Genomic DNA, 15,184 nt, shown 5'->3' on the forward strand with positions numbered 1-15,184 from the left:
CCCTTATCAGCCAGCAGTAAAAAATATATAATGAAAGCGAAAACAAAGGTACATGCCGAAAGGAGTTTCTCATGAAAAAAATTATAAATGAACCGACACAAGTTGTTGATGAAATGTTGCAGGGCTTGTCATTCATGCATGATGACCTGGTAGAACGCTTAGATGGTTTTGATGTCATCGTTAGAAAGGCAGAAAAGACAGGAAAAGTTGGACTCATTTCAGGTGGAGGTTCAGGACATGAACCAAGTCATGCTGGATTTGTAGGAGATGGAATGTTGTCTGCTGCCATTTGTGGAGCAGTCTTCACTTCACCTACTCCAGACCAAATTTTAGAAGCCATTAAGGCGGCTGATGAAGGGGCCGGAGTTTTCATGGTCATCAAGAACTATTCTGGGGACATCATGAACTTTGAAATTGCACAAGAACTTGCTGAGATGGAAGGTATTGATGTAGCAAGTGTTGTAGTCGATGATGATATTGCGGTTGAAAATAGTCTCTATACCCAAGGTCGTCGAGGTGTTGCAGGTACTATATTAGTCCATAAAATTTTGGGTGATGCGGCTCGTTCTGGTAAATCATTAGCTGAAATGAAGGACTTGGCCGATAAACTTGTCTTAGAAATCAAAACAATTGGATTGGCCTTATCTGGAGCAACCGTTCCTGAAGTTGGGAAACCAGGCTTTGTTCTAGAAGATGATGAATTTGAATATGGTGTTGGTATTCACGGTGAGCCGGGATATAAAAAAGAGAAAATGCAACCTTCAGCACAATTAGCTTCTGAATTGGTTGAAAAATTATCTGAAGGTTTCCAACTTAAAGCTGGTGAACGCTATGGCCTTCTCATCAATGGTTTAGGAAGTACCCCTCTTATGGAGCAATATGTATTTGCAAATGATGTGGCTAAATTACTCCATGAAAAAGGTGTTCAGTTGGCATTTAAGAAAATTGGAAACTATATGACCTCAATTGATATGGCTGGCTTGTCATTAACATTGATTCGATTGGCAGATGATGAATGGTTGGATGCTCTAAATGCACCTGTTACTACCCCAGCTTGGTAAAACTCAAGGAGGAAATGTCGCATGAATGCTGAACAAGCTCTTGAATGGATGAAGCTTTTTAATGAAAAGATTCAGGAACAGAAAGATTACCTTAGTGAGCTAGATACTCCTATAGGAGATGGAGACCACGGTGGAAATATGGCGCGTGGAATGGCTGCAGTTATGGAAAACATAGAAGGAAAGCAATTTGAGACAAGCAGTGATGTTTTTAAGCTTGTCTCAATGCAACTACTGAGTAAGGTAGGCGGTGCTTCTGGTCCCTTGTATGGCTCTGCTTTTATGGGAATGTCCAAGGCTGATTCTAATTCGAAATTAGAAGAAATCTTACAAAGTGGTCTGGATATGATTGTCAAACGTGGGAAAGCAGAAGTTGGAGAAAAGACAATGGTTGACGTTTGGACTCCTGTTATTGCTGCCTTGTCTGATGGCCAATTGACTCAAGAGGTTATTGATAAGGTAGTGAATGCTACCAAAGATTTACTTGCAACTAAAGGGAGAGCATCTTATGTAGGGGAACGTTCTCTTGGACATATTGATCCTGGGTCATTCTCATCTGGATTACTCTTTACTGCTCTTTTAGAAACTGGGGTGGTCTAATGGGAAGTATTGGTCTTGTTATCGTTTCGCATTCCAAAAACATTGCACAAGGTGTTGTTGAACTGATTAGTGAAGTTGCTAAAGATGTTCCGATTACTTATGTAGGAGGAACCGAAGATGGAGGAATTGGAACTAGTTTTGATCAAGTAGATAGGGTTGTTTCCGAAAATCCAGCAGATACTTTACTTGCCTTTTTTGATCTAGGATCTGCTAAAATGAACTTAGAAATGGTGGCTGATTTCAGTGATAAAAGTATCGTCATCAACAGGGTTCCAATTGTAGAAGGTGCTTATACTGCAGCTGCTCTTCTTCAGGCTGGTGCAGAACAATCAGTTATTCAAGCACAGTTGGCGGAGCTTGAAATTAATAAATAAGGAATTTTCCTATTATTCCGTCTATAGATGACTTATTTATTACCTCTACTATCAAATTTTAAGTAAATGATTTCAAAATCAGAAAGGGATTGCTTTAGGCAGTTCCTTTTTAATGTAAAAGGAGTAGAATCATAGAGTTTCTAAATTGTTAATCATTCAAAACTGATTGTGATAGGACTATTCTAGCTTTAGAATTCTTCAAAAATTAAAATTTAAGGCAATCAATGGCATAGAATAGTGCAAAAACATTTAGTTTATAGGAATTCTAGGTCTAGAATTACATGGATATTTATGAAACCGGGGTATTCGATAGTTAGGATAGTTCTATTCTAAAAGATTTGGGTTGTCAATCTTATAGAATAGTAGTTTGACAATGAATTTTGTTGAAAGATTCCTTGTTTTATGGTAGTCTAAAGTAAAAGAAAGCCTTATCATTATATTTGTATCTTTAATCTGACTTGCTTTATGTCTAAAAGAGGGATAGATTTTTGTGGACTGCAAATAACAATTATATTTTCACTTGCAGAAATGTATTTCAACTTTACCTAATGTAGAAGAAGGAAATATCATGAAATGCTTATGACTTGTTGGAAAAAGAATGTGAACTAAAAATGGATTCCCTTTGCATATTAGGAGTAGGCAGATGAGTAATCTAGAGTCAATTCGTAAAGCGCATATCATCGTGTGGGGCGCCTATCTATTTTTATCATTAAGGGTATCACTAATTAGCAGCATTGAGTATTTCTTGCTTATTTTTTTAGCGTTTCTCTATTCAATAGTATCGCTACCTATATACTCTGCGAAGAATAAAATAGTATCTATTTGTTTGGCTATAAACTCGATTATGTTAATGAGTTTTCCAATTTTAATCAATAAATTTTTCCCAGGAAACGTTTCTACTTATATCTTATTAATAAGTGTTTTTATCTTGGAGTTCTTAATCTTTAATAAAATTGGGAAAGATTTTGATACTAGATTAACTAGTGAATATAGGAAAATTAGTCAGTTTAAAAGTAAGATGTCTCAATCTCCTTGGATAAAATATTTAGAGATTTCTAGTTTTATATTAACTCTATTTCCATTTATTCTTCATGCCACAGTTGCTAATCATGTACTGACTCTTATCTTTTTGATAAAAATTTGTGTAGATACTACGATAAAGGTTCTATTAAACAGAATTTTTAAGACAAGTAAGGTAATGAAAAGGAGAATATTTTCTCTTTTTGTACTAGATTTGATGATCTATTTATTTTTAGGCTATGTTTTAGCAATGCAAAAAGACGGATATCTGTTTTCAATTCTACTAATTTTTTCTAATTTTTCACTTCCCTTTATCAGAGAAAAAGAGTATGAATTATTTAAAAATAAGAAGTAAGATAAATAGGGTTAAATCTTAGTTTTCTGTAAAATAAAATCAGGTAGAGAAAGAGTATCTTATTTAGCTGACGGAGAGATAAAAACGAAGTTGTCCATTGTTTGAACACTATCCTAGCCATGCCACATTAAGGAGGAGAAATCTTATGGCACTCGTATCACTAAATAATGATGTTGATCTTGACTCAGGAAAAATGAGGTATCTTAAATGGGAAATTATCTCTCAATAACGAAGTTCTTTCTTTTGGGATAGATTTTACAGTAAACATAGCAATTGCTTATTTTATGGGAGACCCAATATGTTTAAACTAAGTGATAAAGTTAGACTAATATTTGCCATTATAGGAGCAAGTTCCATATTGGTTAGTATGTATCTTATACCTTTCATTAAAACTGAGAATAAATTTTGGGAAATACTTTTATTTATATTAGGTGTGTTGTTAATTGTAATTTCATTACTAAGTCCCCCAAAAATTAAATTTTGGAAATAGAGTTAGTGAGAAGGACAGGACGGTAGTATTATGATGGTTGTTTTAATTTCAGTGGTTGTGGCATTTCTGTATTATGTAATTACAGAATATTTTCAGAATAGTTATATTGACTGTATACTATTTCTAACATTGCTGATTTCTCATTTGATATGGGATTACTATTTTTTGCCCATTGAAATTTTAGTGGCATTAAGTGGAGTAAATTTGCTGTCAAGATTTTTCAAAAAAAAAGAGAAGTCAATAGAGTTGTTAGTGGCTTGTTAGTGGATTATAAAGATGAAAGGTAAAATGGGGATATTTAAAATGAAACATTTTTTTGCAGGAATTGGTGAGATAAGATTTAGTAGTTATCTATTGTATATATGTGTAGGACTAGCCCCTCTTTTTCATATATATTTCATAGGTTCGGAAATGAGTTTTGTGAAAATAGTATTATCTATTCTGGGAGTCATATTTGTATGTATTTTAACCATTGCTCGAATTTATAGAAGATTTTTCTATAATAAAACTAAACTTGATTAGAATAGTATGGGGTAGTTAATCAATTGGAACGATTATTCTTTGTGATACTATACCACTTTTAAGTTTTTACATTAAACAACCGAATGAAGTGAAAGTTGTTTATCATAGAAAGGAAAACCTCAAATTGTCCTACAAATTTCTACTCTTCGACCTTGACCACACCTTGCTTGATTTTGATGCTGCTGAAGATGTGGCTTTGACGCAACTTCTAAAAGAAGAAGGGGTTGCGGATATTCAAGCCTATAAAGAATATTACGTTCCTATGAACAAGGCTCTCTGGAAGGAATTGGAGCTGAAGAAAATCAGTAAACAGGAGCTGGTTAACACGCGCTTTTCTCGTTTATTTGGTCATTTTGGACAGGAAAAAGACGGTAGTTTTCTAGCCCAGCGTTACCAATTTTACCTCGCTCAGCAGGGGCAAACTTTTTCAGGCGCTCATGAACTCTTAGACAGCCTCATTGAGCGAAATTATGACTTGTATGCTGCGACAAATGGCATTACTGCCATTCAGACAGGGCGTTTGGTTCAATCTGGTCTAGCACCTTATTTCAATCAAGTCTTTATCTCTGAACAGTTGCAAACACAAAAGCCTGATGCTCTCTTTTATGAAAAGATTGGTCAGCAGATTGCTGGATTTAGCAAAGAGAAAGCTTTGATGATTGGAGATTCTTTAACAGCCGACATTCAAGGTGGCAATAATGCTGGGATTGACACCATCTGGTACAATCCTCATGACCTCGAAAATCACACACAAGCCCAGCCGACTTACGAAGTCCATTCTTACCAAGACTTGTTGGATTACTTAGGTAAACTGTAAAAAGTGGTTTCCATAGCCACTTTTTGCTATAATAGAGGCAGTAAAAACGAAGGAGTAGTAAATGATGTCAAGACCAGCTCTTTCTCTTTATGCACCATTGTATACACTAAAGGAAGTTGATCAAAATATCTGGATAGTAGACGGTGATTTGATTCAAATGGATATGAAGGTCTTCAAACTACCTTTTCAGACACGTATGACGGTGGTTAAGTTAAATGATGGCAAACTATGGATTCATTCTCCTATCGCGCCAAACGAGGAGCTCTTTGCTGAACTGGATGCTATGGGTAGAGTCGCTTACCTGATTTCTCCAAATAAGATTCACTATACCTATATTGCAGATTGGAAAAAAAGATATCCTCATGCGCAAGCATGGTCTAGTCCAGGAGTTGAAGAGAGAGCGAAAAGTCAGAAAGTAAAGCTGGTATTTGATGCTCCCTTAACAGATGAGTCTCCTGACTTATGGTCTGACGAGATTGATCAACTTATTTTTAAGGGAAGTTCTGTGATTGAAGAAGTGGTGTTTTTTCATAAATCAACTAAAACACTCATTGTAACGGACCTTATAGAGAATTTTGAACCGGAAATGATAGCTAGTCCAATCCGAAGAAAAATCTATCGATTAGCCCGAGTAACAGCCCCTGATGGGCAAACTCCTATCGATTATAGGATGACCTTTTTTAGAAGACAAATAGAGGCAAAGGTTTCCTTTTCCCGTATGTTAAACTGGGAACCTGATAAGATTATACTTGCACACGGCCTATGCTTTTTTGAGAATGGTACGGATGAATTAAGACGTGCTTTTAGATGGATACGGTAAAGGAGAGAAAGATGCAACACTCGTCTTGGCATGCTTTGATTAAGGAGCAATTACCTGAAGGTTATTTTGGGAAAATCAATCAGTTTATGGAGCAAGTCTATGCTCAGGGGACTGTTTATCCGCCCAAGGAAAAGGTTTTTCAGGCTCTCTTGACAACACCGCTTGAAGAAGTTAAGGTGGTGATTCTAGGGCAAGACCCCTATCACGGACCAGATCAAGCGCAGGGCTTGAGTTTTTCTGTACCTGACTCTATCCCAGCTCCGCCATCTTTGCAAAATATCTTGAAAGAATTGTCAGATGATATCGGCGTTAAGAAATCTCATGATTTGACAGCTTGGGCTCAGCAAGGAGTCTTGCTTCTTAATGCTTGTTTGACGGTTCCTGCTGGCCAGGCCAATGGTCATGCTGGTCAGATATGGGAGCCTTTTACAGATGCGGTTATAAAGGTCGTCAATAATCTTGATAGACCAGTCGTTTTTGTACTCTGGGGAGCCTATGCACGTAAGAAGAAGGCCTTGGTTACCAATCCTCATCACTTGATTATCGAATCAGCCCATCCCAGTCCTTTATCGGTTTACAGAGGATATTGGGGTTCTAAGCCTTTTTCCAAGGCCAATACATTCTTAAAAGAGACAGGACAAGAGCCAATCGATTGGCTTAGATAAGGAGAAAATATGCCTCAGTTAGCGACGATTTGCTACATTGATAACGGGAAAGAACTGCTCATGCTCCACCGTAATAAGAAACCCAATGATGTCCATAAAGGAAAATGGATTGGTGTGGGTGGTAAGTTAGAGCGTGGAGAGACGCCTCAGGAATGCGCGGCGCGTGAAATCCTCGAAGAAACAGGTCTCAAAGCCAAACCAGTTCTAAAAGGTGTTATCACTTTTCCTGAATTTACGCCAGATTTAGACTGGTATACCTATGTTTTTAAGGTGACAGAGTTTGAGGGCGACTTGATTGATTGTAACGAGGGAACACTAGAATGGGTTCCTTACGACCAAGTTCTAAGCAAGCCGACTTGGGAAGGGGACCATACCTTTGTCGAGTGGCTTTTAGAAGATAAACCATTCTTTTCAGCTAAGTTTGTCTATGATGGTGATAAGTTATTGGATACCCAAGTGGATTTCTACGAATAAAGGAGAAAATAGATGTTACTAATTAAAAATGGACGAGTAATGGATCCTAAGTCTGGTTTGGATCAAGTGTGTGATGTCTTGGTTAAAGATGGCAAGATTCATGAAATTGCTCCTGAGATTAAGGAAGAAGGAGTAGAAATTATTGACGCTACAGGTCTTGTTGTTTCACCTGGTTTGGTGGATATCCATGTTCATTTCCGTGAACCTGGTCAAACTCACAAGGAAGACATTCATACAGGTGCTCTTGCAGCTGCTGCTGGTGGATTTACAACTGTCGTTATGATGGCTAATACTAATCCAACAATCTCTGACGTAGAGACCTTGCAAGAAGTCCTTCAGTCAGCAGCTAAGGAAAAAATCAACGTCAAGACTGTGGCCACTATTACCAAAAACTTTAATGGCCAAGATTTGACAGACTTTAAGGTACTTTTAGAAGCTGGAGCTGTAGGTTTTTCTGATGATGGTATTCCGCTTGAAAGCAGTAAAGTTGTCAAAGAAGCTATGGAAGAGGCTAAAAAACATAACACCTTTATCAGCTTACATGAGGAAGATCCTGGCTTGAATGGAATTCTCGGTTTCAATGAAAACATTGCTAAAGAACATTTCCATATCTGTGGGGCGACAGGAGTAGCTGAGTATGCTATGATTGCACGTGACGTTATGATCGCCTATGCAACAAAGGCTCATGTCCATATTCAGCATTTATCAAAAGAAGAAAGTGTCAAAGTTGTCGAGTTTGCTCAAGGATTAGGTGCGCAAGTAACAGCAGAAGTAGCACCACAACATTTTTCTAAAACTGAAGCTTTGCTATTGACCCAAGGAAGCAATGCAAAAATGAACCCACCATTACGATTGGAGTCAGACCGTCTTGCCGTTATTGAAGGTCTGAAATCGGGAGTTATCTCTGTTATAGCGACTGACCACGCGCCTCATCATGTAGATGAGAAGAATGTCGAGGATATTACTAAAGCACCATCAGGTATGACAGGACTTGAAACCTCCTTGTCACTTGGTCTAACTTACCTAGTAGAAGCTGGGGAACTAAGCTTAATGCAGTTATTAGAAAAAATGACTATTAATCCAGCTAAATTGTATCATTTTGAAGCAGGTTATTTGGCTGAGAATGGTCCAGCAGATATCACTATTTTTGATGCTAAGGCTGACCGCCTTGTGGACTCCCATTTTGCTTCGAAAGCAACTAATTCACCATTTATCGGTGAAACCTTAAAAGGGCAGGTTAAATACACCATCTGTAAGGGACAAATCGTCTATCAAAACTAGGTGGGAGTCTGCTCTGTAAACAAAAAGAATAGAGAGCCTATATGTATCAAACCCATCATTTTAAAGACAAGTTTATCTTATTTTTAAAGATATTTTTCCCTATCCTGATTTATCAATTTGCAAATTATTCTGCCTCCTTTGTTGATACGACTATGACAGGTCAATACAATACCATGGACTTGGCTGGTGTGTCTATGGCAACCAGTATCTGGAATCCTTTTTTTACCTTTTTAACAGGGATTGTTTCGGCCTTAGTTCCTATCGTTGGCCATCATTTAGGAAGAGGAAAGAAAGAGGAAGTGGCTTCTGATTTTTATCAATTTCTTTATCTTTCGCTTGGCTTATCAATTTTTCTTTTTGTTTTAGTCTTTATCGCTGCTCCTCTTGTTTTAAGCAATATGGGGTTAGAACTAGAAGTGGCGGATATAGCTATTCGTTATCTATGGTTTTTGTCAATCGGAATCATTCCACTCTTACTCTTTAGTGTCATTCGTTCATTGCTAGACGCTCTAGGGCTGACTAAGCTATCCATGTATTTAATGCTTCTGTTGTTACCTCTAAATAGCGGTTTCAACTACTTATTGATATACGGCGTCTATGGTTTACCTGAGTTTGGAGGAGCAGGAGCAGGTCTTGGTACTTCTTTGGCTTATTGGGCTTTGTTGCTAATTTCTATATTCGTTCTTCTCAAACAAGAAAAACTAAAAGAACTCCATTTAGAGAACCGATTACCTTTAGACAAGAATAAAATAAAAGAAGCAATAAAATTGGGGTTACCTATTGGTGGAACTGTATTTGCAGAGGTTGCTATTTTTTCAGCAGTAGGATTGATTATGGCAAAGTTTTCATCTTTGATAATAGCAAGTCATCAATCTGCCATGAACTTTTCATCTCTCATGTACGCCTTTCCTATGAGCATTTCAACAGCAATGGCTATTGTTGTTTCTTACGAAGTCGGTGCTAAACGTCTAGATGATGCTAAGAAATATATAAAAATTGGACGTCTATCTGCTATGGTATTTGCGATTTTAACACTTTTCTTTTTATATATTTTTAGAGAAAATGTTGCTAGTCTGTATGGCCATGATTCGGAGTTCATCCAATTAACTGCTAGCTTTATGACTTATAGCTTGTTTTTCCAATTAGCTGATACATTTGCAGCACCATTACAAGGTATATTACGTGGTTATAAAGACACAGTCATCCCTTTCTATCTGGGACTTTTGGGATACTGGGGAGTAGCTATACCTCTGGGGTTGTTCCTAGATTATTCAACAGATCTCGATGCCTATTCCTACTGGATAGGTCTTATTGTAAGTTTAGTAGTCAGCGGACTACTCTACCAGTGGCGTTTACAAGTTATTATGAAAAGATTCAAATAATTTGTTGAAATTATCCCTGAAAATCAGCTTGTGAAATAGTTGTTTTATGTAAAGAAAAGTCTTGATTTCATTGACTTTTCTTTTTTTATATTGTGAAAAATTATAAAGCATAATCTTTGACTCTAGTTAACCTATAAGTTAAAATAGAAGTATAAGAAATTTAACTTAGAAAGGCAAGATTATGTCAACTTTAGATAAAAATCTTTTGCTTGAGATGTTCCGTAAGATGGAAGAAATTCGTCGTATGGATTTAAAAATTGCTCAATTAGTAAAAAAAGGTAAAGTGCCCGGTATGACTCACTTTTCTGTTGGAGAAGAGGCGGCTAACGTGGGTGCTATGTTAGCTCTCAACCCAGATGATTTGATTACTTCAAACCACCGTGGTCACGGACAAGCTATTGCTAAAGGAATCGACCTTAATGGTATGATGGCTGAGATCCTTGGTAAATATACGGGAACTTGTAAAGGTAAAGGTGGATCTATGCATATCGCCGACCTAGATGCGGGTAACCTTGGTGCTAACGGTATCGTAGGTGGTGGTATGGGAATCGCAGTAGGTGCAGCCCTTACTCAACAAATGAAAAAGACTGGTAAGATTGTTGTTTGCTTCTTTGGTGATGGCGCGACAAATGAAGGTGTATTCCACGAGGCTGTTAATATGGCTTCAATTTGGAATCTACCAGTTATTTTCTACTGTATCAATAACGGTTATGGAATCTCTGCCGATATTAAGAAAATGACAAATGTGGCGCATATCCATGAGCGTAGTGCTGCATATGGAATTCCTGGAATGTTTATCGAAGACGGTAACAATGTTATCGATGTATACGAAGGATTTAAGAAAGCAGTTGATCATGTTCGTTCTGGTAAAGGTCCTGTCTTAATTGAAAGTGTAACCTACCGATGGCTTGGTCACTCGTCATCTGACCCTGGTAAATATCGTACACGTGAAGAAGTCGATGCGTGGAAAGAAAAAGATCCAATTGAAAACCTTCGCAAGTACCTTGTAACGAATAATATTGCTAGTGCAGAAGAGCTCGAAGAAATTCAAGCACAAGTTAAGGAAGCAGTGGAAGCATCTGTTAAATTTGCTGAAGAAAGTCCTTTCCCTCCACTAGAATCAGCATTTGAAGATATTTACGCAGACTAAGGAGAAGTAGAGAAATATGGAAACAAAATTAATGTCTTTCCGCGATACCATTATCCTTGCAATGTCTGAGGAAATGCGTCGCGACGAAAATGTACTCTTGATGGGTGAAGATGTCGGTGTCTTCGGTGGAGACTTTGGTACATCTGTTGGTATGCTTGAAGAATTTGGACCAGAACGTGTTCGTGACTGTCCTATTTCTGAAGCAGCTATTTCTGGTGCAGCTGCGGGTGCTGCTATGACGGGACTTCGCCCAATCGTTGACATGACCTTCATGGACTTTTCTGTTATTGCCATGGATAATATCGTCAACCAAGCAGCTAAAACTCGTTACATGTTTGGTGGTAAAGGTCAAGTACCTATGACAATCCGCTGTGCCGCTGGTAACGGCGTAGGTTCTGCAGCTCAACACTCACAATCATTGGAATCATGGTTTACCCATATTCCTGGTTTGAAAGTTGTTGCTCCAGGTACTCCGGCTGATATGAAAGGACTTCTCAAGTCTTCTATTCGAGACAACAACCCTGTTATCATTCTTGAATATAAATCAGAATTTAACCAAAAAGGTGAAGTTCCTGTTGATCCAGACTATACTATCCCACTTGGTGTCGGAGAAATCAAACGCGAAGGAACTGATGTAACAGTAGTAACCTATGGAAAAATGCTTCGACGTGTCATCCAAGCAGCTGAAGAATTGGCTGAAGAAGGAATCTCAGTTGAAGTAGTAGACCCACGTACTTTGGTTCCACTTGATAAAGAAATCATCATTAACTCAGTTAAGAAAACAGGAAAAGTAGTTCTTGTCAACGACGCCCACAAAACAAGCGGATATATTGGTGAAATCTCAGCTATTATTTCAGAATCAGAAGCATTCGATTATTTAGATGCACCTATTCGCCGTTGTGCAGGTGAGGATGTACCAATGCCTTACGCACAAAACCTTGAGAACGCAATGATCCCAACAGTTGAAAGCATCAAAGATGCAATCCGTAAAACTCACAACAAGCAATAATACATAAAATAAATTATGTAAATAAATTAATCGGACGAGAAACTTTGTATCTTTTAGGTGCAGAGTTCTCTGCGTTCTTGATATCTTAGATTAGAGCACGGGCTAAAAGTTCGGAAAAAAGATAAATCTCCTTTACTTCATCGAAGTCTGCGTAGATTTCCTATTTTTCGGTCGCTTTTAAACGCCCTTAGTATCATGTAATTGAATTCGGACGGAGGTCTGTGAAAAAAAGATAGATTTCCTTGTGTTCATCGAACACATCGTCAATCTCCTATTTTTTCATTGCCCTCTTCGTCCTTAATATCTTAGTATAGAATAGGAGAGGTCATGGCTGATGATAAGCTAAGAGCGACTCCTGCAGCTAGAAAATTAGCGGATGATTTAGGAATTAATCTCTACGATATTTCTGGCTCAGGCGCAAACGGTCGTGTCCACAAAGAAGACGTGGAAACATTTAAAGACACTAATGTGGTTCGCATTTCACCACTTGCAAAACGAATTGCCCTTGAACATAACATTGCATGGCAGGAAATCCAAGGGACTGGTCATCGTGGTAAGATTATGAAGAAGGATGTTTTAGCTTTCCTTCCTGAAAATATCGAAAACGATACGATTAAGTCACCTTCTCAGATTGAAAAAGTGGAAGAAGTTCCAGATAATGTAACTCCTTATGGTGAAATCGAGCGTATTCCAATGACACCGATGCGTAAGGTTATTGCTCAACGTATGGTTGAATCTTACTTGACTGCACCAACCTTCACGCTTAACTACGATGTAGATATGTCTCAAATGCTTGCCCTTCGTAAGAAAGTCCTTGATCCAATCATGGAAGCAACTGGTAAGAAAATTACTGTTACTGACTTGCTCTCACTTGCGGTTGTTAAGACTCTTATGAAACACCCATACATCAACGCTTCATTAACTGAAGATGGTAAGACAATTATCACTCACAATTATGTCAACCTTGCGATGGCAGTTGGAATGGATAATGGATTGATGACGCCAGTTGTTTATAATGCTGAAAAAATGAGTTTGTCTGAGTTGGTAGTTGCCTTCAAAGACGTTATCGGACGTACTTTGGATGGTAAACTAGCTCCTAGCGAATTGCAAAATTCAACCTTCACCATCAGTAACTTGGGAATGTTTGGTGTTCAATCATTTGGTCCTATCATCAACCAACCGAACTCAGCAATCCTCGGCGTTAGCTCAACGGTTGAGAAACCGGTTGTAGTAAATGGTGAAATCGTAATTCGTCCAATTATGAGTCTTGGATTGACAATTGACCACCGTGTCGTAGATGGTATGGCTGGTGCTAAGTTTATGAAAGACTTGAAAGCTTTGATTGAAAACCCAATCTCAATGTTGGTTTAAAGTATTTATTATTAGAAATATAGATAAAGGAAGTAAGATATGGCCTTAGAAGTAATTATGCCAAAAGCCGGCGTGGATATGACAGAAGGACAAATCGTCCAATGGAATAAAAAAGTCGGAGAATTTGTAAAAGAAGGAGAAATCCTTTTGGAAATCATGACTGACAAAGTCAGCATGGAATTGGAAGCCGAAGAAGACGGTTACTTGATCGCTATCCTTAAAGGTGATGGAGAAACTGTCCCTGTTACTGAAGTTATCGGTTATCTTGGTGAAGAAGGGGAAAATATCCCAACTGCTGGGGCAGCTGCACCAGAAGCTAGTCCAGCACCTGCTGTAGCTAGCGCTTCAAACGATGATGGTAAGAGTGATGATGCTTATGATATCGTTGTTATTGGTGGTGGACCTGCTGGTTATGTTTCTGCCATTAAAGCAGCTCAATTAGGTGGTAAGGTTGCTCTTGTTGAGAAATCTGAACTTGGTGGAACATGCTTGAACCGCGGATGTATCCCAACTAAGACTTACCTTCACAACGCTGAAATTATCGAAAATATCGGTCACGCTGCAAATCGTGGTATTGTGATTGAAAATCCTAACTTCACTGTTGACATGGACAAACTTTTAGAAACGAAATCAAAAGTTGTTAATACTCTTGTTGGTGGTGTTGCGGGTCTTCTTCGTAGCTACGGAGTTACTGTACATAAAGGTATCGGTACAATCACTAAAGATAAGAATGTCTTGGTAAATGGTTCTGAATTGCTTGAAACCAAGAAAATCATCCTTGCTGGTGGTTCAAAAGTCAGCAAAATCAACGTTCCTGGTATGGAATCATCTCTTGTTATGACTAGTGATGACATCCTTGAAATGAACGAAGTACCAGAAAGCCTTGTGATCATCGGTGGTGGTGTTGTCGGTATCGAACTCGGTCAAGCCTTCATGACCTTCGGTTCAAAAGTTACTGTTATCGAAATGATGGATCGTATTGTTCCAGCAATGGATGCTGAAGTATCTAAGAACCTTCGTTTAATCCTTGAACGCAAGGGTATGACAATCTTGACGGATACTAAACTCCAAGAAATCATTGAAGAAGATGGCAAACTTCGTATCAAAGTTGAAGGAAAAGATGATATCATTGCTAACAAAGCTCTTCTATCAATCGGACGTGTTCCAGACCTTGAAGGTATCGGTGAAGTTGAGTTTGAGCTAGACCGTGGTCGTATCAAGGTTAACGAGTACATGGAAACTTCTGTTCCAGGTATCTATGCGCCAGGTGATATCAACGGTACTAAGATGTTGGCTCACGCTGCCTTCCGTATGGGTGAAGTTGCTGCTGAAAATGCCCTTAAAGGGAATCACCATGTTGCTAAATTGAACTTGACTCCTGCAGCTATTTACACACTTCCAGAAGTAGCAGCAGTTGGTTTGACTGAAGAACAAGCTCGTGAGAAATATGATGTCCAAATCGGTAAATTCAACTTTGCTGCTAACGGACGTGCGATTGCTTCTGATGCTGCTCAAGGTTTTGTTAAAGTCATTGCAGACAAGAAATATGGTGAAATCCTTGGTGTTCATATCATTGGTCCTGCTGCTGCAGAGTTGATCAATGAAGCGTCAAGTATCATCGAAATGGAAATCACTGTTGAAGAAATGCTTAAGACAATCCACGGTCACCCAACATACTCTGAAGTTATGTACGAAGCATTTGCTGATGTTCTTGGAATGGCTATCCATTCACCTAAGAAAAAATAAAAATAGATAGACTAGACTGGAATTATTTTCCAGTCTCTATCGTATTAGAA

At 38.3% G+C, this 15,184-nt stretch carries 17 protein-coding genes; all 17 read left to right on the forward strand.

Annotated elements, in window-relative coordinates:
- Nucleotides 1–71 precede the first annotated feature (71 nt).
- The 17 genes from dhaK (at nt 72) to lpdA (ending at nt 15,134) form a co-directional block, all read left to right on the forward strand.
- A complete protein-coding gene (gene dhaK / locus QM959_RS01720) occupies nt 72–1,061 on the forward strand; it encodes a dihydroxyacetone kinase subunit DhaK (protein WP_414370996.1) in 990 nt (329 codons plus the stop codon).
- Between the two features lie 21 nt (nt 1,062–1,082).
- Nucleotides 1,083–1,658: a dihydroxyacetone kinase subunit DhaL gene (gene dhaL, locus QM959_RS01725; protein WP_414370998.1), complete on the forward strand. Its 576-nt coding sequence runs from the start codon at nt 1,083–1,085 to the stop codon at nt 1,656–1,658.
- On the forward strand, nt 1,658–2,032 hold the full coding sequence (dhaM, locus tag QM959_RS01730) for a dihydroxyacetone kinase phosphoryl donor subunit DhaM (protein WP_414371000.1): 375 nt from the start codon (nt 1,658–1,660) through the stop codon (nt 2,030–2,032). Before dhaL ends, dhaM begins: the two co-directional genes overlap by 1 nt.
- A gap of 643 nt (nt 2,033–2,675) precedes the next feature.
- Complete coding sequence (locus QM959_RS01735) at nt 2,676–3,407, forward strand: hypothetical protein (protein WP_414371001.1); 732 nt, start codon at nt 2,676–2,678, stop codon at nt 3,405–3,407.
- 298 nt (nt 3,408–3,705) lie between these two features.
- Complete coding sequence (locus tag QM959_RS01740) at nt 3,706–3,897, forward strand: hypothetical protein (protein ID WP_414371003.1); 192 nt, start codon at nt 3,706–3,708, stop codon at nt 3,895–3,897.
- A gap of 30 nt (nt 3,898–3,927) precedes the next feature.
- Nucleotides 3,928–4,161 carry a hypothetical protein gene (locus QM959_RS01745; protein WP_414371005.1) on the forward strand — a complete coding sequence of 78 codons (234 nt, stop codon included), beginning with the start codon at nt 3,928–3,930 and terminating at the stop codon, nt 4,159–4,161.
- A gap of 39 nt (nt 4,162–4,200) precedes the next feature.
- On the forward strand, nt 4,201–4,419 hold the full coding sequence (locus tag QM959_RS01750; RefSeq protein ID WP_414371398.1) for a hypothetical protein: 219 nt from the start codon (nt 4,201–4,203) through the stop codon (nt 4,417–4,419).
- 124 nt (nt 4,420–4,543) lie between these two features.
- On the forward strand, nt 4,544–5,236 hold the full coding sequence (locus QM959_RS01755; RefSeq protein ID WP_414371007.1) for a YjjG family noncanonical pyrimidine nucleotidase: 693 nt from the start codon (nt 4,544–4,546) through the stop codon (nt 5,234–5,236).
- Nucleotides 5,237–5,300: 64 nt separating this feature from the next.
- Nucleotides 5,301–6,056: a DUF4336 domain-containing protein gene (locus QM959_RS01760; protein ID WP_414371399.1), complete on the forward strand. Its 756-nt coding sequence runs from the start codon at nt 5,301–5,303 to the stop codon at nt 6,054–6,056.
- A gap of 11 nt (nt 6,057–6,067) precedes the next feature.
- Nucleotides 6,068–6,721: a uracil-DNA glycosylase gene (locus QM959_RS01765; protein WP_414371009.1), complete on the forward strand. Its 654-nt coding sequence runs from the start codon at nt 6,068–6,070 to the stop codon at nt 6,719–6,721.
- Nucleotides 6,722–6,730: 9 nt separating this feature from the next.
- The gene (locus QM959_RS01770) at nt 6,731–7,195 is read left to right on the forward strand and encodes an NUDIX hydrolase (protein ID WP_414371010.1); all 465 of its coding nucleotides are present in this window, start codon (nt 6,731–6,733) and stop codon (nt 7,193–7,195) included.
- Nucleotides 7,196–7,207: 12 nt separating this feature from the next.
- Entirely contained in the window at nt 7,208–8,476 is a 1,269-nt protein-coding gene (locus QM959_RS01775) for a dihydroorotase (protein WP_414371011.1), read from the forward strand.
- 41 nt (nt 8,477–8,517) lie between these two features.
- A complete protein-coding gene (locus QM959_RS01780) occupies nt 8,518–9,858 on the forward strand; it encodes an MATE family efflux transporter (protein ID WP_414371013.1) in 1,341 nt (446 codons plus the stop codon).
- Between the two features lie 181 nt (nt 9,859–10,039).
- Nucleotides 10,040–11,008, forward strand: coding sequence for a thiamine pyrophosphate-dependent dehydrogenase E1 component subunit alpha (locus QM959_RS01785; RefSeq protein WP_414371015.1), 969 nt, complete (start codon nt 10,040–10,042; stop codon nt 11,006–11,008).
- A gap of 16 nt (nt 11,009–11,024) precedes the next feature.
- The gene (locus QM959_RS01790; protein ID WP_414371017.1) at nt 11,025–12,017 is read left to right on the forward strand and encodes an alpha-ketoacid dehydrogenase subunit beta; all 993 of its coding nucleotides are present in this window, start codon (nt 11,025–11,027) and stop codon (nt 12,015–12,017) included.
- Between the two features lie 327 nt (nt 12,018–12,344).
- Nucleotides 12,345–13,388, forward strand: coding sequence for a dihydrolipoamide acetyltransferase (locus tag QM959_RS01795; RefSeq protein ID WP_414371018.1), 1,044 nt, complete (start codon nt 12,345–12,347; stop codon nt 13,386–13,388).
- A gap of 39 nt (nt 13,389–13,427) precedes the next feature.
- Entirely contained in the window at nt 13,428–15,134 is a 1,707-nt protein-coding gene (gene lpdA / locus QM959_RS01800; protein ID WP_414371020.1) for a dihydrolipoyl dehydrogenase, read from the forward strand.
- Nucleotides 15,135–15,184 lie beyond the last annotated feature (50 nt).

Origin of the sequence: Streptococcus mitis (genome assembly GCF_047459985.1) — a bacterium.
Classification (GTDB): domain Bacteria; phylum Bacillota; class Bacilli; order Lactobacillales; family Streptococcaceae; genus Streptococcus; species Streptococcus mitis_DZ.

Coding starts and splice junctions, on each gene's coding strand:
- dhaL (WP_414370998.1), top strand. CDS start 1,083: ATGAATGCTGAACAAGCTCTTGAATGGATGAAGCTTTTTAATGAAAAG.
- lpdA (WP_414371020.1), top strand. CDS start 13,428: ATGGCCTTAGAAGTAATTATGCCAAAAGCCGGCGTGGATATGACAGAA.
- QM959_RS01780 (WP_414371013.1), top strand. CDS start 8,518: ATGTATCAAACCCATCATTTTAAAGACAAGTTTATCTTATTTTTAAAG.
- QM959_RS01795 (WP_414371018.1), top strand. CDS start 12,345: ATGGCTGATGATAAGCTAAGAGCGACTCCTGCAGCTAGAAAATTAGCG.
- QM959_RS01770 (WP_414371010.1), top strand. CDS start 6,731: ATGCCTCAGTTAGCGACGATTTGCTACATTGATAACGGGAAAGAACTG.
- QM959_RS01750 (WP_414371398.1), top strand. CDS start 4,201: ATGAAACATTTTTTTGCAGGAATTGGTGAGATAAGATTTAGTAGTTAT.
- QM959_RS01735 (WP_414371001.1), top strand. CDS start 2,676: ATGAGTAATCTAGAGTCAATTCGTAAAGCGCATATCATCGTGTGGGGC.
- QM959_RS01790 (WP_414371017.1), top strand. CDS start 11,025: ATGGAAACAAAATTAATGTCTTTCCGCGATACCATTATCCTTGCAATG.
- QM959_RS01785 (WP_414371015.1), top strand. CDS start 10,040: ATGTCAACTTTAGATAAAAATCTTTTGCTTGAGATGTTCCGTAAGATG.
- QM959_RS01760 (WP_414371399.1), top strand. CDS start 5,301: ATGTCAAGACCAGCTCTTTCTCTTTATGCACCATTGTATACACTAAAG.
- QM959_RS01775 (WP_414371011.1), top strand. CDS start 7,208: ATGTTACTAATTAAAAATGGACGAGTAATGGATCCTAAGTCTGGTTTG.
- dhaK (WP_414370996.1), top strand. CDS start 72: ATGAAAAAAATTATAAATGAACCGACACAAGTTGTTGATGAAATGTTG.
- QM959_RS01745 (WP_414371005.1), top strand. CDS start 3,928: ATGATGGTTGTTTTAATTTCAGTGGTTGTGGCATTTCTGTATTATGTA.
- QM959_RS01765 (WP_414371009.1), top strand. CDS start 6,068: ATGCAACACTCGTCTTGGCATGCTTTGATTAAGGAGCAATTACCTGAA.
- QM959_RS01740 (WP_414371003.1), top strand. CDS start 3,706: ATGTTTAAACTAAGTGATAAAGTTAGACTAATATTTGCCATTATAGGA.
- dhaM (WP_414371000.1), top strand. CDS start 1,658: ATGGGAAGTATTGGTCTTGTTATCGTTTCGCATTCCAAAAACATTGCA.